Source organism: Paraburkholderia ginsengiterrae (assembly GCF_001645125.1).
Lineage (GTDB): Bacteria > Pseudomonadota > Gammaproteobacteria > Burkholderiales > Burkholderiaceae > Paraburkholderia > Paraburkholderia ginsengiterrae.
Genome location: NZ_LXKA01000110.1, coordinates 193,687 through 214,829, shown reverse-complemented (window position 1 = coordinate 214,829; position 21,143 = coordinate 193,687). Strand labels below are relative to the sequence as shown.

General features: G+C 57.8%; 16 protein-coding genes. 2 read left to right on the top strand and 14 right to left on the bottom strand.

Going from position 1 to position 21,143, the window contains the following annotated elements; all coding sequences use genetic code 11:
• Window positions 1–16: 16 nt before the first annotated feature.
• The 9 genes from A6V37_RS09075 to A6V37_RS09035 form a co-directional block, all read right to left on the bottom strand.
• Window positions 17–601 carry a restriction endonuclease fold toxin 5 domain-containing protein gene (locus A6V37_RS09075; RefSeq protein WP_064266929.1) on the bottom strand — a complete coding sequence of 195 codons (585 nt, stop codon included), beginning with the start codon at window positions 599–601 and terminating at the stop codon, window positions 17–19.
• Window positions 601–951: a hypothetical protein gene (locus tag A6V37_RS09070; RefSeq protein WP_064266928.1), complete on the bottom strand. Its 351-nt coding sequence runs from the start codon at window positions 949–951 to the stop codon at window positions 601–603. The genes A6V37_RS09075 and A6V37_RS09070 overlap by 1 nt, the downstream gene beginning before the upstream one ends.
• Window positions 944–1,444 (bottom strand): DUF4123 domain-containing protein, encoded by a 501-nt coding sequence (locus A6V37_RS09065; protein ID WP_064266927.1) that lies wholly within the window; start codon window positions 1,442–1,444, stop codon window positions 944–946. Before A6V37_RS09065 ends, A6V37_RS09070 begins: the two co-directional genes overlap by 8 nt.
• A complete protein-coding gene (locus tag A6V37_RS09060) occupies window positions 1,441–1,830 on the bottom strand; it encodes a PAAR domain-containing protein (protein ID WP_064266926.1) in 390 nt (129 codons plus the stop codon). The genes A6V37_RS09065 and A6V37_RS09060 overlap by 4 nt, the downstream gene beginning before the upstream one ends.
• A gap of 43 nt (window positions 1,831–1,873) precedes the next feature.
• Window positions 1,874–2,806 carry a DUF3592 domain-containing protein gene (locus A6V37_RS09055; protein WP_082902642.1) on the bottom strand — a complete coding sequence of 311 codons (933 nt, stop codon included), beginning with the start codon at window positions 2,804–2,806 and terminating at the stop codon, window positions 1,874–1,876.
• A 30-nt stretch (window positions 2,807–2,836) separates the two neighbouring features.
• The gene (locus tag A6V37_RS09050; protein ID WP_082902641.1) at window positions 2,837–3,919 is read right to left on the bottom strand and encodes a formylglycine-generating enzyme family protein; all 1,083 of its coding nucleotides are present in this window, start codon (window positions 3,917–3,919) and stop codon (window positions 2,837–2,839) included.
• A gap of 42 nt (window positions 3,920–3,961) precedes the next feature.
• On the bottom strand, window positions 3,962–5,902 hold the full coding sequence (locus A6V37_RS09045; protein ID WP_131799838.1) for a hypothetical protein: 1,941 nt from the start codon (window positions 5,900–5,902) through the stop codon (window positions 3,962–3,964).
• 227 nt (window positions 5,903–6,129) lie between these two features.
• Window positions 6,130–8,838, bottom strand: a complete 2,709-nt coding sequence (locus A6V37_RS09040) for a type VI secretion system Vgr family protein (RefSeq protein ID WP_075643437.1) — start codon at window positions 8,836–8,838, stop codon at window positions 6,130–6,132.
• 828 nt (window positions 8,839–9,666) lie between these two features.
• Window positions 9,667–10,038, bottom strand: coding sequence for a hypothetical protein (locus A6V37_RS09035; RefSeq protein ID WP_064266922.1), 372 nt, complete (start codon window positions 10,036–10,038; stop codon window positions 9,667–9,669).
• A gap of 343 nt (window positions 10,039–10,381) precedes the next feature.
• On the opposite strand from A6V37_RS09035, the gene A6V37_RS09030 reads away from it, so the two are divergent.
• Window positions 10,382–12,835 carry a recombinase family protein gene (locus A6V37_RS09030; RefSeq protein WP_242665765.1) on the top strand — a complete coding sequence of 818 codons (2,454 nt, stop codon included), beginning with the start codon at window positions 10,382–10,384 and terminating at the stop codon, window positions 12,833–12,835.
• Window positions 12,836–13,160: 325 nt separating this feature from the next.
• On the opposite strand, the gene A6V37_RS09025 is transcribed toward A6V37_RS09030, so the two are convergent.
• From A6V37_RS09025 to A6V37_RS09005, 5 genes are all read right to left on the bottom strand, one after another.
• Window positions 13,161–14,063 (bottom strand): plasmid partitioning protein RepB C-terminal domain-containing protein, encoded by a 903-nt coding sequence (locus A6V37_RS09025; RefSeq protein WP_064266920.1) that lies wholly within the window; start codon window positions 14,061–14,063, stop codon window positions 13,161–13,163.
• Window positions 14,060–14,929, bottom strand: coding sequence for a ParB/RepB/Spo0J family partition protein (locus A6V37_RS09020; protein WP_165614422.1), 870 nt, complete (start codon window positions 14,927–14,929; stop codon window positions 14,060–14,062). Before A6V37_RS09020 ends, A6V37_RS09025 begins: the two co-directional genes overlap by 4 nt.
• A gap of 29 nt (window positions 14,930–14,958) precedes the next feature.
• Entirely contained in the window at window positions 14,959–16,524 is a 1,566-nt protein-coding gene (locus A6V37_RS09015; protein WP_064266918.1) for a recombinase family protein, read from the bottom strand.
• Between the two features lie 1,078 nt (window positions 16,525–17,602).
• The gene (locus tag A6V37_RS41710; RefSeq protein WP_064266917.1) at window positions 17,603–17,905 is read right to left on the bottom strand and encodes a hypothetical protein; all 303 of its coding nucleotides are present in this window, start codon (window positions 17,903–17,905) and stop codon (window positions 17,603–17,605) included.
• A gap of 682 nt (window positions 17,906–18,587) precedes the next feature.
• Complete coding sequence (locus A6V37_RS09005) at window positions 18,588–19,454, bottom strand: AraC family transcriptional regulator (RefSeq protein ID WP_064266916.1); 867 nt, start codon at window positions 19,452–19,454, stop codon at window positions 18,588–18,590.
• Window positions 19,455–19,704: 250 nt separating this feature from the next.
• On the opposite strand from A6V37_RS09005, the gene eat reads away from it, so the two are divergent.
• A complete protein-coding gene (eat, locus tag A6V37_RS09000) occupies window positions 19,705–21,108 on the top strand; it encodes an ethanolamine permease (protein ID WP_064266915.1) in 1,404 nt (467 codons plus the stop codon).
• Window positions 21,109–21,143 lie beyond the last annotated feature (35 nt).

Here is a 21,143-nt window from a genome sequence, read left to right as displayed (position 1 = left end):
TCAGTGCTCGTACTCATTAAAGTGGCTTCAATTCTGTGTTGACCAGCGGCGCGGTGGTGCGAAAACTGCGCGTGAAGTACCGATAGCTCAGCGGCTGCATAAAATACCAATGCAACAGCGTCGGTGTATTGGCCGCCGCAACGAGGTTTTGTTCTCTCGCCTGGTTGCGCATTTTTTCAACACCAGAAATCAGGAAGAATTGCTTTGGATTGCCCGTCTCCGGATCAAAAAACTGATCGTAATTCGCCTTTGCTTCTTCCAGCTGACAAAGCGACGCACGAAACCCATCGAAGTCGAGCCCGCTGAAACTCCACTCCGTATTCGGCGCGAAGCCTGTCACCTGCGCCTGATACGTGCGCGAGGTGTCTGACATATTCCAGTTACGCGTCACGAGGTTACCCGCATCCGGTGGACACTTCTTGCACGCTTCGTCTGTCTTCGGCATGGTTCGCGCGACCGGTTGGGTCTTGCTCTTGTCTTGCGCCTGATCGCCGGGTAGCGACAGGATTCCCGCCGCAGCGGTCCCGCCTAGCAAAGCGGGGAATGCTTCGGCAAGCAATGCGCCCGCTCCTTCAACGAGCGGAATTGCCAATACAGCCATCACCGCTTCTCCCTTTCCCGATCAATCAACTTCCGCCGCGTCACCGCCAGCAGATCCTCGAACCGCTCCTCGACCGGTCGTCCCGGCTTCGCGAGCCAGGCCGCGATCCCCGGCTTGCGATAAAACTCTGGCACATCCGCTTCGATATAAAGAAACTCCACCAGCTCCTTGTCCTGCTGAAACCCCATGCGCTTGGCGTCCCCATACGCCCGCACCAGGCGGTCGAGTAAGGTCGGATCGTTGGCGTAACGCGGGGCGTCGCGCACGATATCGTCACGAATCGTCGCGACAAAATTGCGTTCGTCGCTCGCGCACAAAGCGGCCCATTGTTCTGCGGTCAGTTCAAGCATGGTGAGAGACGTGAAAGCGTTTGCCATCCGCGAGGCCGTGCCACTCGTCCACATCGCCGAAATAAGCGCGACGTCTTTCGGTGTCGAGCGCATTGAAGAGCGGCACGAAAACACGCGGATCCCAGAACCGGAGCAACGCAATCTTGCCATTCGGCAGTTTGCTGTTGAGCTTGCGTTGCAGTGTCCGCACGAGCGACTCGATATCCTGCGTGCTGAACAACCACATCACACCAGGCCGCGCTGTTTCCAGTTCATCGAGTGAAGCCACCACGTCGGCATCGGGTTGCGCGATGTCGACAAGCCATGGTCCAGCGGATGCCAATGGCTCATCTTCTGTCCCGGCGAAAAGCGTGTGCACAGTGCCCCAGCGGCGCCGCAAGCTGCGGCCGAAATGCTGTTCGTACTGCAGGCCATCGACCAGCGCATACGCACGCAGCCCCGGCGCATCAGCACGCAAACGCTCCAGCCGTTCAGCGAGAGTCGTTGGAATCATGAGCGCACGACAGTGGAAGCGCCCGTTTCTGCGGCATGAGCGAGGCACTCGCGACACAAGGTCGGCGCGACTGTGGACTCCGCCGCCGCGGCTGTCGTGCCCTGCATCGACGCAGGTACATTGCCAGTGGTTTCAGATTGCGCGGCGATCAACACCGCACCGCACGAGGTCTTGTCGCCATGAAAAGCGAGCGGCACACCTTCCACGGTCATCGCCGGATTCTGCGATGTCACAATCGGAAACGTGCCGTCGCATTTCGGACAATGGACGAGGTCACCGAGCCGGGCGGCGCGCCGTCCGCTGTCGCCGACGCCGATGCTCGCCGAAGCGGAAACGATCTTGCCGCCGTGCGACGTGCTATCGCCTTCACATGCGATCGAAGTCATAAGTCACCTGCCATCAATCTCGAATGTCGAATCACGTTCAAAGCTAGGTCCGTTTGCTGTGGCGCCCATCGCTGAAGTCGACGTTGCTGACAAAGAACACACCAACGGCGAAGAACGGCAAGCCGATGGCAAAGAGGATGGCAGGCAGTCCCCAGTGCTCCCAGAAGCTGTCGATCATCGCGCGATCGGGCGTATTCGCATCGTAGAGAACACTGACCTCATCACCGCTGCCGAGATCGTTATGCGATGACGACGACCCCTGCGCAAAGGTGACTTCTTTCCCCGTCGTGGTTTTGAACGCGACAATCGCCGAGTACATGTGCGAGCGCGGCTGATAAGGCCGCTCGGCTTCCTGGACTTCGACGACTTTGCCAGTCGTGCGCGTATAGCTTCCAATGATCTGCCGTTCGCGCATCGCCGAAGCGGCAGCGCCCAGCAGAAATCCCGCGCCGATGACAATCGGAATCAGGCAGATCAGTAGATTCTGTCGGCCGCGTTTGCGCCTCGCCTGCGAGTACGACGAAGGCGTGACATGTTTAACATTGCTGCGTTCGATTACGAACATCACCGCGCCAATCGCTGAAAACACCACGCTGAGCAACATCACTACGCCGACAGGAAACCAGCGCTGCCCAAAGTCGTCGATAATCGCCGAGCGTGCGGGGTTCGCAGGGTCGTAGAACACGCGCAACGTTTGGCCGATATCGTAGGCCGGCTGCGTCGACGACGTCTGGCCCGTGATCTGTTCGCGCTCGCCGCGTGCGGTCGTGAAGACGATCACGGGTTGATACGAACGCCAGCTTCGGCCGCCCTGGTCGTAACTCACCACGGTTCCTTCGGCGACCGTCATGCGATGCGTGGCGATCAGCGAAGACACGAGCCAGCACAGCGAAAAAAGCAGCGCGCCTAGACTGAGCGTCAGGATTACGAGCGTGCTTCGGCTGTGCGGCGACGGGACGGCGGCTGAATTCATCATGAGTGGACGGTTGGAGCGTGCGTGCGCATCTCACTGACCTGTTGGCGAAGACTCGTTGAGCACGCATCGAAACCCGAGATCGGCCTTCGCGGTATCGGGCGCGAGGCCCGTGCGGTCGATGACGAGTCGCGTGCGACTATCGGTTGCATACCGGATGCTGCGCAGGCTGCCTCGCTCCGGACCTCGCGGATCGTGCGGCGCCGCGTGGCTATAGTAGTTCTTGTCGAACCAGTCATAAGTCCATTCCTTGCCACGGCCGAACACGTCCGACACGCCCAGCCGATTGTCGCCATACGTGCCTACCGGCCGGCTAACCAGCGGCTCGGGGCTGGTGCCGTTCTCTTCCATTTTGTCGATGATGTTGTCGAGCTGTTCGAGGTTGTATTTGCCGTCGACAACCGGCACCGCGGCGCTGGGAATCACCCACAACTCGCCGCGCGAACGTGCTGCATATTCCCACTGCGCCTCAGTCGGCAAATCGACTGGCAGACTCACGAGCTTACCGACCCATGCGCAGAAATCGCGCGACTGTTGCCACGTGATATGCGCCACGGGGTAGTCGGGAAAACGGAACTCCAGGTCTTCGTGTTTGCTGATCGCGATCGGCGGCAAGCCATTGGCGCGTGTGTAAAGGTCATAGTCGGCGTAAGTCACGCGATGCTTGAAAATCGAGTAACTGTCGAGCGTCACGTTGTGTGCGGGCGCGGCGCCGTCGTTGGCGGAGTAGGGCAGTCTGTCCTGCGACTTTTCCGGACCGAAATCGCCCATCAGGAACTGGCCGCCTTTGACGAAGACCAGTTCGCGATGCACCTTGTCCTTGAATCTGGCGAGTTCGTCATTAGAAGGCGGCGGCAACGACTTGAAGTAATCCTGCAAGATGCGGATGGTGTCGTCGTACGGCTTACCGGTTCCCCAGTTCAGCACAGTGCTGAGATGTTCCCACGTGTCCTTCTTCGGTGACGGTGTCGTAATCTCGCGGATCAATCGATCTTTGTCAGCGGGTGCGTTCACGTCGACTTTCTGTGCAAAAACGCTGCCCGACAACAGCAACGATATTCCAGCAACCAACAGCGCCCGTGATTTCTCTTGAGCCAGACGAGACCGATAACCCATGCAGCACCACTCCTATATTCTCTATTGAACCGATGTCGCCGCTCAAGCCATCTGGGAGCCGTCGCCCGCGGTCGTTTTTGGATCCATCCAGGCGAGCGCGGTTCCTTGCTGCATCCGGTACGCAGCCGAATCGTTGAAGACAAAGCCGAAACCCGGTGCCGGGTCGACACGCATACGGCTTTCCACCATCGCCAGCTGGCTCGTGCCGACGAACTGTCCGATCTCATTGCGCGCAACTTGCGCATTGCCCTTTACCGCAATTTCCGACGAGGTGAACTGGTAGACGTTCTCCAGTTCGTTCCTTATCTGGGCGGCTGCAAGAATACGGCTGATCGCATCGGTCGCTTCCAGCCGCCATTCGTCGAATCGGTCGGCGATGGACTTTAACGCATAAACGATATAGCCCTTCACCTCCGCAAGACTGTTCAGCAGCGAGTCATGCGCGTTCCTGATTGCGTTGAGAAATGCCCGAGGCTGGGTACGGATAAAGTCGGTCAGCTCGGTTCTCATTTCGTCGAACTGTTTGCCGACGTAGGCGCCGATCTCCTTACCCTTGGCAATCGCCAACGTGTACATCGCCACGAACGTCCTGAAGGCATCCTTGGCGAAGTACTGAAGGTTTTTGTCGCCAGCATAGGCAATTTGGGTTTTGGCCCACCAGGCGAACTCGGCCATGTTGACGACGTCGACCGCGGCTTCCACTTCGCCCTTCAAGCCAACACCGACGCATAAGCCCGCCCTCATCAGAATGCGAAACTTGTCGTCATAGGTAATGTGGAACGCGGCCTGCGCGCCGGCGCCGGCCTGGCCGCTCACGCCCGGCTTGACGGACGCGAACGAGGTCCATTTGACCTTTTCCTGCGGGCGCCGCCATTCGAATGCTCCCTCCACGGAGGCCTCCGCCTCGACGCCGGCAAAGGCCTTCAGATCACCGCCCGCATCAGCCTTGACTTCGACCTTTGTGACATCGAGTTTGGGCTGCTGCATTTGCGCCGCGTTGCGAGTAGCACGCGTACCTTTGACCTTCTGCGTCTTACCGTCGCGACCAAGTTTGAATTCGACCCCGCCTTCCGCGAGGAGGCTCGCACCGCAAGAAGCTTCCGCCTTTGCCGCGAGCGAGATCCTGAAGAAGCCCAGCGTGGTGTCGGGCGTGCTCTTCCACGAGATCGCGCCACTCTGGCTCTCGGTCGGTGCCGGAATCCATAGTTCAAGCCCGGATTTCCACGGCAGATAAAGCGTGGCTTTGATGTTTCCGTCAGCCAGCACTCCGCCGACTTCACCCTTCGCTTTCGCCGATGCGGCGACTTCGCCGCGCAGGTGCAACAGGTCGTCGAACGACTTGATGGTGCTTTCCGCTTTGGCGCTCGCGCCAGCGCCGGCGAACAGCCGCAGGATCTGAGTGCCACCGGAGAACTCGCACATTGCGTTGGGATCGTCCGGTGATTTGAATTTGGCGGCCTTGTTGAACGCCTCTGCAAACTCAGGTGCCCACTCGCGACCCCAAGGCGGTGTCTTCCATTCGTGGAGCTTCGCTTTCTTGAACGCTTCGTCGAGCTTCTCCTGGATCTTCTCGTGATCCAGCTTATAGTTGCCCGTCGTCGCGTCCTTGACGAGAAAGGATTTGAGTTGGGGCTTGTCGGAGTCCAGCTTGTAGCGTCGAAAATGGTTCTTCACTTTCGACGACCGCACGTACGTAAAGCGCTGACCGCTGTACTTATCTTTGCCGGCCGCTGTCTTGCGCAAGGGCAAAAGCTCCCACACGCCGTCCTTGTTGAAGGCGGGCGTCTCCTCGAGGTGCTCGTGAACTTCCGCGGTTGCGGCTTCTTCTTTCTTGATCGCTTCTTTCAGGTTCGCTTCGAGTTGCGGACGCAACGCCACATTTGCCTGTTGCTCCAGCCAAGCAGCGTGCGCGACGCCCAGTGCCTGTCGTGCCTCGATCAGGTTCTCAGATAGCCGACTCATCAGCGCAATCTCTTTCGCCACAGCATCGACGGATTCGACCGGGCATTCGAAAAGCTCGGCTGTATCCGGATAAAAAAAGAGGAGCGGCCGCTGCGTACCCTTGGCGTCGGCGGTGCTGCCTTCCTGCGCGTTCGAATGGGTTGTCCCAGCTGCGTTCTGACCTTCCTGCGCGTTCGATTGGCTTGTCCCAGCTGCGTTCTGACTATTCATGATTTGATCTCGACTCACCCGTCATGTTGTTGTCGATCCTAGGCCTGATCGTCCTCATGGAACATCTTCAACTCCTGTTCCTGAGTACCGGTGAAGACCCGCACGGTTTTGCCCTCGGCGTCGGTAATGCCGCGAGCCAGCACCTGACCATCACCGCTTTCGATGCGGTAAGGCGCGAGCGGCATCACGTTGCCGGTGGTCTCGTCCTTCAGGATGAATTGCTGGTCGTTGACCACACTCTTGGGCAATGCTGCGGGTTGCCCGTCGTAGCGCGTCGGGCCGGTGAACGAATGTTCGGAGCCTTTGATATCCACCTGGCTCGGCGCGTGAACCTGGATGCTGCCGCCGCTGATGCGGATATAGGCGCCGCCCGACGTGAGCAGAATTTCTTTTTCCGCGCTCAACTGGATGGCATCGGTGGAGGATGAAATCTTGATGCCTTTGCTCGCAAGCACGTCGATGCCGTCTGTCTGCGCCTGAATCTCGAGCTTGCCGCGCGCGGCGATCAGTTTCATGCCGAGCTTGTATGCGAACAGGCTGATCTTATCGACCGCATTTGCGACGAGGCTCTTGCCGATCGCAACGTTGATATCGGTGTTCGCGGATATCGTCGCGTTCTCGCCCGCGTGAATATGGACGCTTTCCGGCGTGGTGATCCCTACGCCTTTGGGGGAAGCGAGCAACAGCACGGGATCGCTGAAGCCGTTGGCTTGGCCAGTGCCGCCCGACGTCTCCTGTCCCTGCGCGGAGGAAGCCGACAAGGCAGGCGAAGCGCTTCCGCCGTAGCTGGATTGGGTGGCATTTGTGAACGTCTTCAGCGAGTCGATCGCTTGCATATCGGCTGCACCGTGTTGTCGCGCAGTGTCCGCCGTTGCGCTCAGCAACTGCTGACCTGCAGTCAACTGACCGCGCGCCTCGGTGGCGTCGAGTTGCTCACCGCTCGCTGCCGGACGGCCAAACGTGCTGATGTAGAGCCCTTTCTGGGAGCGGATCGCGCCGTAGGCGTCGGTGGCAAGTTCGAAGCCCGTGCCGCGGAATGCGCCACGCGTGTTGTCGGTTTGCGAGACCAGATAGCCGAGATTCAACTGTGCTGCGGTTTGCGTGCTGTAAAGCTGCGCGCGATTCTGACCTGTCGAATCATCGAGTACGAGCTGGTTATACCCCGAGCCTTTATGTTCCTTTGACTTATATCCGGACAGTTGGCCTTGCGTATGCCATTGAGGTGCAGAGGCACTGTTGTAAACACGCCCGGTAATCAACGGACGGTCTGGGTCACCATCCATATAGGTGATGATGACTTCTTGACCGATGCGCGGCACAAATACGCCACCCCAATTGCCACCAGCATTCGGATAAGACACGCGAACCCAGCACGACGCTTTTTCATCTCCACTGTTCAACCTGTCCCAGTGCATGTGCACTTTTACGCGGTTCAATTGATCAGTGAACACCTCCTCGCCCGATGGGCCAACCACCGTCGCGGTTTGCGTTGGCATCACCGGCTTGCGGTGTTCCAGGGGACTACGAAAAGGTACGGATCGTCGCTGCGCCTCGATGCTCGCCATGAAGAACCCGGTGCTACCGTCGCCGGCCGTAATCGTAGCTGACGGTTGGGTCGTCCCAAAACTTGCACGAAACGCGTCCACCTTCGATTGCAGGCTGTGTGGAAACTCGACGTTGGTGCGCGATATCGGCAGGTTGTTCTCGATCACCCATTCGACAGAGAGGATCGCGAACTGCCGTTCTTGCGCATCGCCGCTGCCATGATCCTGGTGATTCGCCAGTTCGAACCATTGGCCGGTATCGAGCCGGCGCACCGCGCCCACGCCATAAAATCGTTTGGCGCGCGACTCCCACTCCTCCATTCGGATTTTGGACAATGCGTCACCGCGCTCCTGCTCGCGGTATGTGTACGCACCGGAATATTCGTAGACCTCGGCCTGCGATGGCAGCGCCCCCTGATTTCCGACGGTCGGAATATTGGTGCCTTTTGCATAGAGCGGGGATTTGTAGTCGAATGTGCTGGTCACAATCGACGAGCTCTGCAGCGTTCTAGTCCCCGACCATTGCACCAACGCATCTGTTTCGCTGTTCGTGCCGGCGCGATAGAACGGGACGGTCTGCGGGGACGCGGGCTTGAATGAGTCCAGATTGTCAGTAATGACCAGCTTGTGCGACTGGCCATCTCCGGCCTGCTCGAAATAGCCGTACCAGCCTTCCGCCTCCATCAAGCGATTGACAAAATTCCAGTCGTCTTCGTATTGAACGCAGAATGACCGCGGTTGCAACGCCTTGCTCAACGCAAATCGAAAGGCGCCTTGTGCCTGGGGATGTTGATTAAAGACGTCGGTAACGATTTCATCAACGGTTACGTCCTGCCAAATGCGTGCATCGCGACGGAAACGTAGAAAATGCAGCCAGCAGGCAAAACTGACCTGATAGCTGGTGAGACCACCGTCTGAACCCAGTCGTCGCGCAGTGTGGACAAATCCGTTTACTGGCCGATACGACTTGTCGGTCTGCTGCAACCAAAGCGTAACGGGTTGAGCGATCAAGCTTTTGAGCTCAATCGACTCGTCCAGGGATGCAACGTCCACCGTGAAGGAGTAATCGCGCCCAACCCGGCTGCTTCCAACGACGCGCTGAACAAGCAATGTGTTGGAGCCAAGCGGGGTGTCGAGTTTAACGAGTCGTTCGGTTTGAAAAACACCAGATCGAATCTGGTTGATTATGTCCGCTGCCCCCATTTTGATTATGCTCCGTCGCGTGTCACGCCTGCTTGGCGCCGAGAGATTTTAAGTCTGATGATAAAAATGGTAAACATGCCTGGGTGCGAAAAGATATAAAAATAGTCAGGTAAATGTTTCCGATATAAAATGTTAAATCAAATTGCTGTCGGCAATGATTTCCTCAGCTTTCGACCGGTAGGTGTTTTCGACCGGTAGGTGTTTAGAGTTGGTGCGCCCGTAGCATTTAATGTTTTAACACGCGGTTATTTGAAAAATGCAAAGCCAAGACTGTTATCCAATTGCAGGGGGTTATTTTGATGCATTAAGCATCAATCCAGATCGTGTTTTGCGCTGCCCGGGTAAGACGACGCCAACTCATCCGGTTTCGTCGTTCATTTCGAATGATGGGCGCTTGGGGTGCGAGAGCACGCCGGACTCAAGATTGGACGCCGGTCGTCTGGAGCAATCACTGGCGCTGCGTTGCCCGTTTTTGATGTGATGAACACTTGGGAAGCGCAGCATTCGAACCAAATCAACCTGTCATCTTTTCGCAAGCTATGGGAGTGAAGTCGTCATGGCTGCCGCCACCATAAGTGAGCGACTGGCAATTGTGGCTGGCGTACGTGCCGTCGGTGTGCTTATCGGTCGGGATGCGACTAATGGTCTGCTGCTTCTTCAGGCGCTAGCGGATTGGCTACACCAAATGCCTTGGAGGCGTGGTGCTCTCGCTGTGCATTTGGCACCGGGCGCGAGACCACCTTGCGAGTCACAGATCATAGTGTCACTCGCTGTACCGATGACCGATTCTCCCAACGCGGTGTCTACGCCGGACAATAGGTGACGGGATCAGCAGGCCTGCAATCTGTTCTTGCAGGCAGCGTGGATGCCGCGCACGACCGGCGACCGATAGTCCAGTCGCCAGCCGTCGGTGAACAGCTTTGCGAGCGCCTCAGGCGCGGCAGTCTGGAGCTGGCTGGTAACGTTCTGTGCGAGCTTCTCCGACAATGCCGCGAGGCGAATGCGCTCTGACCAGTTGGCGTGCGCACCGTTGCCAGTCAGCCAGATCCGTGTCGACTCAACCAGGTGATCGGTTCGCAGCCAGTGACCGGTGCGAGTCCGGGTGATCAACTGCGCAACCACCAGATAGCACAGCAGCTCGGCCTGAGCTTCGTCGTCAAGGCCGTCGGGATCCGGCGTGTCCAGGCGAGGCCGAGTCATTTCGTGCCCCACCCCAACCGATGCACGGCAACGCTCTTGATGCATGCTTTCGCGCCCAGCATATGCGCGGCTTGCAATCGCCGGAGTTCGACTGTGTTTCTTTCCTTCGTCTCTGCCATGGTTATCCTTTCCGGGCCGTGGTGTCGTCCCTCTGCGCCGTCCATGCTCGAACGCGCCCAATTCTGATATCAACGGGGCAATCAGCCCTTCCTTCAGCTACGACAATATCGTGAGCGTCGGGGGTGGCTGGAACACGATCCGGCCACCATGTGGCACTCACGATATGCCTTGACTTTGGCCAGCCACGCGCTATGCATAAGCATGACATGCCTAGGCACGTTCCATGAAATCCAGTTCATCCGGTCGCGCGAGACCCGCTGTGCCGATCCGGGCAGCCCAGTACATTCGCATGTCCACCGACCATCAGCAATACTCACCAGTATTTCAACGTCAGGCAATCGCGGACTATTCTGCGCGCCACGGCATCCGCATTGTGTGTGAATACGAGGACGAAGGCATCAGCGGCCTTACCCTGCAGGCGAGACCGGGGCTGAGCAGGCTGCTGGTTGATGTGGCCGATCCAGCGAGAAAATTTTCGATCGTGCTCGTCTACGACGTAAGCCGGTGGGGTCGCTTTCAGGACGTTGACGAAGCGGCATTCTACGAATATACCTGCCGCCGGGCGGGCGTCAGGGTCGTGTATGTTGCAGAACCGTTTGAAGACAACGATAGTCCCGCCATGTGCGTAATGAAAGCGCTCAAGCGAGCCATGGCGAGTGAATTCAGCCGCGAGCTTTCGCGCAAGGTTTTCCTCGGGCACTGCCTCAACGTCCAGCGTGGATATCACTGCGGCGGCCCGCCGGGTTATGGATTGCAGCGCGTTCTTCATGACGGGCGACGAGGTACACAGCGAACACTGGACGTATACGAGTACAAAAACCTCCAGACGGATCGTGTGTCCCTCGCACCCGGGCCGCTCCATGAGATCGGGGTCGTGCGGAAAATATTCGAATGGTACGCCTGGCAGAAGCTGGACTCGAACGCAATTGCCAACCGGCTGAACGGTTTCGGCATCTGTAATCGCGCCGGCCGCCCGTGGCGGGCTCGTCATATTCTCCAGATGCTGCACAACGAGAAGTACATCGGTACCAACGTTTACAGCCGCACGTCGTCAAAGCTGGCCGCTCGCTGGGAACAGTTGCCGGAAGAGGAGTGGGTTCGCGTACCTCACGCATTCGAAGCGATCGTGGATGCGAAGACTTTTGCGGCCGTCCGGCGCCGGCTGGATAGCTTCCACCGCGTTCCGGATCGTGCGGAGATATTGGCGGGACTAAGAAAAGTCGTAGCGAGCAAAGGACGTCTGAGCCAGTCCACGTTACGTGCGTCCTGCAAGGCGCCATCGGTGGAATGCGTGATGCGCGAGTTTGGCAGCCTGAACGCAGCGTACAGGGAGATTGGCTACGCGCCGAATCTGGATCCCGAGCGATCCGAAAACCGTGACATCGAGCGACGCGTCGAGACCATGGTGGCGCAGGTGACCGGCCGGATCCTTGCGGAGAAGGGGCACCAGGTCCACTACGAGAAGCACTCCAGCACCCTGTGCATTGACGCCATGCTGCGCTTCCAGATCGTCGCGCGCTGCCCATGGACGTTTCACCGGAAAGAGCCCTGTTGGGTCGCCCGCTGGCCCGACTGTTTCGACATCGACTTCATGATCTATTGCCGTCTGCCGCGCGGCAGCGCGGAAATTCTCGACTTTTTTGTCCTCCCCTATGGCAGCCTTCCGCCGGGCGAATTTACAACGCTTCAAGGGCGAGACAGGCAGCCATACAGATCGTTCAGGCACGCGGACCTGCGGTTACTGATTGAAATGACCGGGACGACCGGACTTGAGGAAGTGAGCCGCCTAGTGAAAGAGGCAACAGACACGACCCAAGTTGATGATCTGCCGGATGGCCATGCCGCGCTGGCTGCTGCCGTCATGCAGATCCCAGCGCTGCGTAAGCTGCGAAAAGGCAGTTGTGGACGGTTACCTGTCATCGAACAGATGAAGAGCGTAATGAATCAGCAGTGCAAAGCCGTTCAACTGCGTGCAGAGAACATGCGACGCTTTGCTGTCCAGGCCGAGCTGTGGCCGAAACTTTTGCTGCTACTGGCTACGGACGCGGACTTTGTCCATTTGCTCAAAGATCTGGGCATGACGCTAATTCCTGTTCGGGTACTGGCTGCCATGGCTGCATATGCTGGAACCGCCGGGAACGCCGGGACGTCACATAGACCTATCACTGAGTCTCCCGATGCCGTCACGCGCGAACCAGATGGATGTGGCGCCCAAAGCGTGCACCAACTGGGCACACGATCACTATCGGTCCGGACCAGCAAAGCACTGAAAATGATGTCGGGGCCCCGGCGTGATACGGCAATCGACCTGATGTATTCCGTGGGTTGCTACAGCGGCGATTTTGCCACCGCGCTGCTGGCGGCTACCCCGAAATCGCAGCTTGCTGAAGGCGTATCGCTAAACGCCTACGCCGCCCCTGACGTGAGGACACTTGTTCGGACGGAACGTCGGCTCGGGTTCGCGTTGACAGCGGTCAGGTACCATTCCCCAACCCATGATTTCAGTCTCACCGAGACTGCCATTTACCGGGCATATGTGCGCCGTTTGCTCAGCAATGCAGCGATCTGCGGATGGCTTGATGCATCAAGGCCCGAGTTACGCTCCATCATCAGTGAACTCACGTTGCCGCACAAATCCCGGAAGCAGCCACGACGCCCGATGAAGGTGGCTGGTTAGACCAATGGCCATCTGGATCTCCGACGTCAGCCCGTTCGAGGTGCGCGCCGGGAACAGCGCTGGCGGGCGCTTGCCGACCTCTACGCACAAGCACACTGACAGGACCTGGAACTTCTTCGTGCACTCACGTTCGCTTTCTAAAACGGTGCCTTACTCCTGTCACAGCTAACGCCATGCAGTAGGTGAGTCTTCTATGCTGGATCAGTCCGGTGCGATGCTGGAACGAGAAATCATGCTGGACAGATTCCGATTCGCCCCGGCTCTATGCAGAGGAGGTCTTGATTGCCTCTTCATCACCGTTGCAATGAAGAGCCCTCTGGGAAACTTATGCATTGATCGCGAGCTGCTTGTGATCGAGCGAAATTGTCGCGACGATGGATTCGAATTCGGAAAATAGATCGGGCTGGTGTCGCTGTAAATAATGACTGGCGGGCTCGTTTTCGAGAAGCTTGGCAAGGTAACCCTTGGCAAGCACGAGGTTTAACACGTCCTGACCGTACGTCTGCTCCACAAGCTTGTATTGTTCCTGCAGATTGGTCATCTCGGATTCCATCTTCAGCATTTGTTCGGAACTGATTCCTGTCAGCTTTTTGGCTTTTTTGCCGGCGACAAGGCCGGTGGCGGGAGTCGCAACAAGAAGCGCCTCGGCATACCGAACGGTTACGCTGTTCGCCGCAACCATCAATTCCACGCATTCGACCTGCCTCGTCGGCTTCATTTTCCGAAGTACGCGTGACAGCTCTGCGGAAAACTGACGGTCGCCAAGTAGTTCAGCAGCCTCCGCACAGATTCCGTCGAGGAGCGACATCTTTTTCATAATCGAAGTCACGTCCACGGCAAGCGCTTTTGCGAGTCGCTCTGGAGAAACGCCTCGTTCAATGACTCTGCGGATCATGTAGTGTTCCTGAATTGTGGGGAGCCTGTTCACGTGGTTGTTGTATGTGTAGTTTTCGTCATCTGTGGCAATCAGGCACGGGGCATCTGAAAACTCCAGCTCCCGCATGGCAAGCAAGCGTAAGTGGCCATCAAGGATCACATGTTGTCCAGAAGCTTTGTCTGCGGGAGTCACAGACAGAGGCTCGATAAGCCCAACCTCCTGAATGGAAGCCTTGATCTGTTTGAATTTCCCGGTTTCAAAGATGTGTGCTGACACCCTCCTTGAGGGAAGAAGGTTGTCAAGCGATACTAATAGTGGTTCGGGAATGAATGCCAGTGTAACGCCAGTCATGCTGGGCTCCCGCTGGACCAAACGCGTTCGGAGAGATATTTCGGCAACGTCGCCAATCCCTCCGCTCGCAGGAGATTAACGAAATTTTCGTCGGCATATAGTTGTCGCAGCGCACCCACGACGAAGACTAGGCGCTGCTGCGCGAACTCGGCTTTGCGTACCATTGCTTTTTGGCGCGCGACCTCGGTTTGGTATGCCCGTAGGAGACTTGAGGTGGTCACCCCGGTAGTCCTGGGTGACAGGATCCGGTTGGCGGAGCGTCCGAGCGTTTTTCTTCGCTCTATGATGCGCCGAGCCGCCATCAGGGGCTTACCTCGCAATTTTCCGGATTCGTACGCTTCCTGAAGCGCTGCCTGAACAGCCGCATCATTGTCACCAGCGCCGGCGATCATGAGTGCCGCGGTCAGTGAAATGCGACCGGCTTCCACGGCTATCACCAATCGCTCCTCGCCCTGATGAAGCAGCCGTAAGATGCCGGCAACATAGTCCGGTTTCAGCCCTGTCTTCTCTGCAATGGCCCTTGCACCGTAACCGTGCTCCTCTAACCGCCGGATGCCAGCAAGTAGCTCAAGTGGACGGTAGCAGCGCCTGGCAATATTCTCAGCGAGGCTCATGATGAACGCATCTTCGTCGTTGACATTAACGACCAGCGCGGGGATCGCTGTCTCACCGAGTGATTTGTACGCCTTAAGCCGGCCTTCGCCGCACACGAGGAGGTACTTTTCCGCGCCGTCTGCGCCCGTGCGCGGTGTAACTTTGATCGGCTTCTTCAGGCCAACGGTCTGGATATTTTTAACGATCTCGCCAAACGTGTGGCTGTCGCGCTCCCGCGGATTGATGACCTCAATCCTGTCTATCGGAATCATCCGGACTTCACCGGTCCGCGGCAGGTGGTTCACGCTATTCTCCTCAACTTTGAGCGTTCCGCCATGCCGTAGAGATATTCAAGCGTATCGAACCGATAGCTCTCGAACTCGATGGGGTTCCTGTCGGCCAGGCGAATTCGAGGTTGACCGAAATCGAGACGCGGCGGCAGGTAGTAGTCAAGTGCCGCAGAGTTATCGTGATTCAGCCTCACTGCGACTGTGATGTCAGGCAGTAGGCTTGTATCGAATCTGATCTTCCAGTGATTGCGAGTCGCGACCTGCGCCTGGCATCGGGCAAGTACTAGACACGCAGTAAACTCCTCATTGACGGTAAGGAGGTCGGTGGCGGGATCACGTCTGACGGCACCACCGAGGTCGGCAATCTTCCTTTCAGTTTGCGCGACGATTTCTGGATGCAGTTGTCGGAGAAAGCGGTTCGTTTCGATATAACGGTAGTCGCGACCGGGTGTGAAACCGACAGTTTGATAGGCGCGAATAAGACTGCCGAAGCGGTACATGTAGACGGAAGTCGACGGCATGCCTTCCGTCTCGTCGATTACGACGCCCGAAAGGTAGCCACGGTTGCGATACAGATTGCGGAGGCGATCAATCAATTCCTCGTTTGAATAGCGCCGGGCGCGCGCCCGCATGATCCCTTGGGCCGTATAAAAGGTTTCGCTTGCGACAATTGACTGAAACGCGCCATCCTTCCTGATCCACATGTCTGGCGTGTTTGTTACGCGCATCTGCTTAAGTTTGAACGAAACGCGGTTATAGACGTTGTTTCCAATGTACTTTTCGTTAGTCAGCACTTCCCGCACGGTAGCTCTCGTCCATTCACGGTCAAGGTCTGTGCGTACGCGCATGCCGTTAAGGCGAGCTGCAATTTCATACTCGTTGAGCGACTCTTCAATGAACCATGTGTAAACGAGGTTGACAATGCGAGTCTCGCTGTCAGGGCCTGGCATCAGAATGACCCGATCCGTCTGGAGACTCTTGTGTTCGCCTCGGCTCAATTCTCCCTTCATTAAGCCGTGTTGGTCGATCAGCACTCTACGCAGGCCATAGCCCGCTGGCCCCCCTTGCCGAAAGCCAAGTTCGATTAGCCGGCACTGGCCCGCAAACACCTTCGCAGAAAGCTCCCGGCTGTATTCACCGGCCATCGCCCGCTTTACTCCTTTGACAATAGTCGAGACAGGTGAGCCGTCATTCTCGAACTGCTCCGCGCAGTAGGTGACCTGAATGCCAGCGCGTCGGCAGATGTATTCGTAGTAGGCGCTTTCGTCTGCATCCTGGAATCGTCCCCAGCGGCTCACGTCATAGACGAGAATTGCCTGGAATTCGGCATGACCGCTTTCTACGTCTCGGATGAGTTGCTGTAGCGCCTGCCGCCCGTCGATTCTGAGACCACTTTTTCCTTCATCAGCATACGTACGTACGATCTCGATCCCATGTCGGGTTGCATACTCCCGAATTCTGTCGCGCTGGTTTTCGGTCGAATATTGCTGATGCTCGGTCGACATTCGCACATACTCAGCAGCCCGTGTTGTCGGGGCCTGCGTGCCAGCTACATTGCCTGTGTCGTCGGGTGACATGGTCCTGCTCCAGGCAGAATCATTCCCTCTCTCCAAAGCTGCCGGTGCGGAAACGTCGACCATGGCAGATTTCTGCTTTAAAAAAACTACATCGCGGACCGAGTCCGACGATCGGGTGAGAGCGGGTACAGGTAGAAAAGTAGCAGGCGCAGCGCCGTTGTCGATCACATCATCTCTTTGCAATCAGGAACCGATGGCCCACCAGGCGGTGATAGCACAGTGATATGGACGATGTACGCGTTCATCTTTGCAATCTTGACCTCGGATGCGCGGCGCAATACGTAGTAGCCGGACGTCAACGGTCGAGCGATGTGAGACGCGTCCATGTTTGCAACGACCCCAGTGCGCCTCAACGCGTTGCGCTTGCGTTGCAAAACGGAATTTCTTTCGCGATAGGCGGGATGGGTCGATCGGTACTGCCGCCAGTAATCTGGGTGGCGAGCACGCCAGCTCGCCTGTGCGCGATGCTGGTTTTCGCGATAGTCCGCGTCGGCGCGAATGTGCTGTCGTTGCCAACGACGGCGTCGCTCTCGCTGGCAGTTCGGGGCCGAACAGAAACGCTGATTTGGGACGTGAGACAGGGGATGGAAGAGGCTGCCACAGGCAACGCAACGGCGGGCGTTATTCATCACGCGCTCCATACGTGGGGTAGTGATCTGGAGCACGTTGGCAGCCGGGCGTCCAACCGGCCTGAGAAACAACGCTGATGAGTATCGGCGAAGGCTGCGAGCGCTCGATCAGCGCGTTTTTTGGGGCAGGTGACTCAGTCTAACGAATTCGCGACGCAAATCCGGGCAGTCCAACTAATTCGGTTCGGATGCGGCGAGCGATCGGTCCGAATTAGTTAGCAAGTTATTGATTAATAAGGGAGGTCAGTCTAACGAATTCGGTCTCCCTTCAGTTGCTTTCTAGGAAACTGAAATAGCTGGACTAGTTTTCGAGCAACTCACGTCCAATCACCAAATTCAAAGGGTTACAAGTCATTTGCTTGTAACCCTTTGTGCCTTGCGGACCAGCAAATTCAGCGAGCAATCGCCGGACCGACAATGAGCCATCCCATCGCCCGCCGAAGACTTCCTCAAAGGCTGTCTCCGGGGGGCCTCACTGCTGAGGTTGCGTAGAGAACCCTTTCAAGAACTGTGTAAACTGCAACTCTGAACAGAAAAGCGACGTCTACTTCCTGCAGCGCATGAAGACCAAGTGGGGTATCCCACCGTGCAGCAAACCGCTTCGCCACCTGCCGCGCCAAACCGTTCATCCAGTCGGCAGGCCCACCCAGCACGTGCGTCATTCGCTCGACCATCGCGTCTGGCTCGGCGGGCCCGGCCAGCATGGCATCGGCAATCGCGTAGGTGACGTGCTTCAGCGTAGATGAGGACATAGTGCAAATGAGTGCGGGGCGGCACGGTCAACACGTCTTGTGCTGCGTGAGCGGTCTTGCGCAACGCGCAACTGCGGCTCATGCGACGAACTGCGGAGTCATTCTGATCCACGGGGTAGCCCCGTAGTGCCCGGAACATAGTCAGCCAGTACCCAGGCATGCTTGACCGGCCGTCCCGCGTGCCGACGATAAGCGAGCCTGCAGCGGCTTGTCAACGCATCGGGAGTACGAAGCGATTTTCCCCCCTGGACGGACCGCGACAATCTGATCGCCGCGTCGCCCGAGTGGAATGGAACAGGAGAACGTTCAAAACAAACCAGAGCGCTCAGGTTCCGCAACGCACACCACACCCCAACTTATCCACAGCCCCCTCTGGACAACGTTTGTACAAGCTACCTGACACGTTGTGGGCGAAACCTTGATAAAAACACCACCTCGCCAGGCCGCACAAAAGTTTTCCCTGGCTCCACATTCCTGTCAGCGTACGCTCCGCAGGGTTATCGATTCCGCAGTCCCTTGATCCGTAAACGAAGTTTCAGGTTATCCACAGCGGAATGCGAGGCTTGTTAACTATTACTACGTATACGTATACAAAGAATATAAAAACCAGAGAGGTATACGCAAAGCACGCCGCACAAGCGTGCACGAAGCAGACAAAGCAGCCAGAACGGCGCCAACCGCTTCAGGCCAGCGGTAAACAGATCTCCGTGAGCAAATCAGCCGGCGCGGTCTCCTTCGGGCTATTCAGATACTCTTCGAACACCGGGGCATCGGCCGCTTCGCGCCCGGACTGCACGAGCCACGATCCATACAACCACTCATACGCAGCCCGCATATCGCTATACGGCCCGCGATGCCGCAACACCGCATACTCACCGCCTTTCACTTGCGTCACCGAAACCGGCGAGCTCACCGTCACGGATGCCTGAACCGGATGCGGCAACAACACACCGGCCTTCGAGCGCAACGCGTGTTCTTCCACCACGCCAGGATCGTCGTAGTAAACGCCGATCATCCTGAGCTGCGCGGCCAGCAAATTATGTTTCGCGAGCCAGCCGAACAGCGCATCGAACGCTTTGCCGATTTGCATATACGGTCCCACGTGATCCACCGACAAAATTTCCATCGGTTCCACGTGACGAATCACCACTTCACGCATCGTCATTTGATCGTCTCCTGAGAGCGCCGGTCGAAACCGGCTATGGGTGCCTTGCTTGCGATACTGCGCCGGCGGCACGCCGTATACCGCGCGAAAAATGCGCGAGAAAGATTGCAGACTGCTGTAACCCGAGCGCTCGGCAATCTCCGCAATCGGCATGGACCCGTTCGCCAGGTAGCCCGCCGCGCGATGCAGCCGCAAGCGGCGCACCGTCGTTGCCACCGTCTCGCCATACATCGCCTGATAAATCCTGTGCCAGTGATATGGCGACAAACAGGCAATCTCCGCCAGCCGTTCGATGTCGAGCGGTTCGTCGAGATGATCGTAAATATGGTCGAGCACGCGGCCGAGCCGGGTTTCGTAGCGTGCGCGATTGCCTGAATCGTTCATGACGCAGTTAACCTGAAAAATTGTCGAACGGACGCGAACCAAAGTACCACGTCCCCATTTACCAAATCCTGCGAACTTCACGCTCAATCCGGTGCGCAATTAAGCGGCCGCTGATACGCGGCCGCCCACAACTTTGCCGAATTTCGATAACACCCCGAATAATGGCTCACTACCATCGGCTGAAGCCTGTCCGTCCAAGCACCGCAAAGCCTTGCGGCGCCGAGCGAGCGGCAACATCTGGGAGCGCCCGATGAAATCAGAGTCCAAAAATCAGCACGTCGGCAAAGTTACGCATCACGAGTTGAAGCAGACGCTCGGCACGTGGCAACTGTGGGGCATCGCGGTCGGTCTGGTCATTTCCGGCGAGTATTTCGGCTGGAGCTATGGCTGGGCGAGCGCGGGCACGCTCGGGTTCGTCATCACGGCCATCTTCATCGCCGCGATGTATACGACCTTCATTTTCAGTTTCACGGAACTCACCACGTCGATCCCGCATGCCGGCGGCCCGTTCGCCTACGCGCGCCACGCGTTCGGTCCGACCGGCGGTTATCTGGCGGGCGCGGCGACGCTCGTCGAATTCGTCTTCGCACCGCCGGCCATTGCGCTGGCCATCGGCGCGTATCTGCACGTGCAGTTTCCGGGGCTCGAACCGAAACACGCGGCGATGGGCGCGTATCTCGTCTTCATGGCGTTGAATATCGTCGGCGTGCAGATTGCCGCGGCGTTCGAGTTGTGCGTGACGCTACTCGCGATCTTCGAGTTGCTGGTCTTCATGGGCGTGGTGTCGCCGGGTTTTCAGTGGTCCAACTTCACGAAGGGCGGCTGGTCCGGCGCGGACACTTTCAGCATGGGCTCGTTTCATGGCATGTTCGCGGCGATTCCGTTCGCGATCTGGTTTTTCCTCGCCATCGAAGGCGTTGCCATGGCCGCTGAAGAAGCGAAGAACCCGAAGCGCTCGATCCCGATCGCCTACATCACCGGCATTCTCACGCTGGTCGTGCTGGCCATTGGCGTGATGGTGTTTGCCGGCGCGGCAGGCGACTGGACCAAGCTGTCGAACATCAACGATCCGCTTCCGCAAGCGATGAAATTCATCGTCGGCGAGCATAGCGGCTGGATGCATATGCTGGTGTGGCTGGGCCTGTTCGGGCTGGTTGCTTCGTTTCACGGCATCATCCTCGGCTATTCGCGGCAGATCTTCGCGCTGGCTCGCGCGGGCTATCTGCCGGAGTGGCTCTCGAAGGTGCATCCGCGCTTCAAGACGCCGCATCGCGCGATCCTTGCGGGCGGCGTGGTCGGCATCGCGGCGATCTATAGCGACGAGCTGATCCAGTTCGGCGGCCAGACGCTGACCGCGAACATCGTGACGATGTCGGTATTTGGCGCTATCGTGATGTATATCATCAGCATGTTGTCGCTGTTCAAGCTGCGCCGCGTCGAGCCGAACATGGAGCGCCCGTTCCGCGCGCCGCTGTTTCCGGTGTTTCCGGCGTTCGCGCTGGTGGCCGCGGTAATCTGTCTGGCGACGATGGTTTACTTCAATTTTCTGGTGGCGATCGTGTTTGCGATCTTTCTCGCGCTGGGCTACGTCTACTTCCTGTTGACGCGCCATCAACGCGAAACCGCGCCGGCGGACGTTTTGCTCGAAGAGTGACGGATCGAGCCGCTGCGTGAGCAGCGGCGATGGAG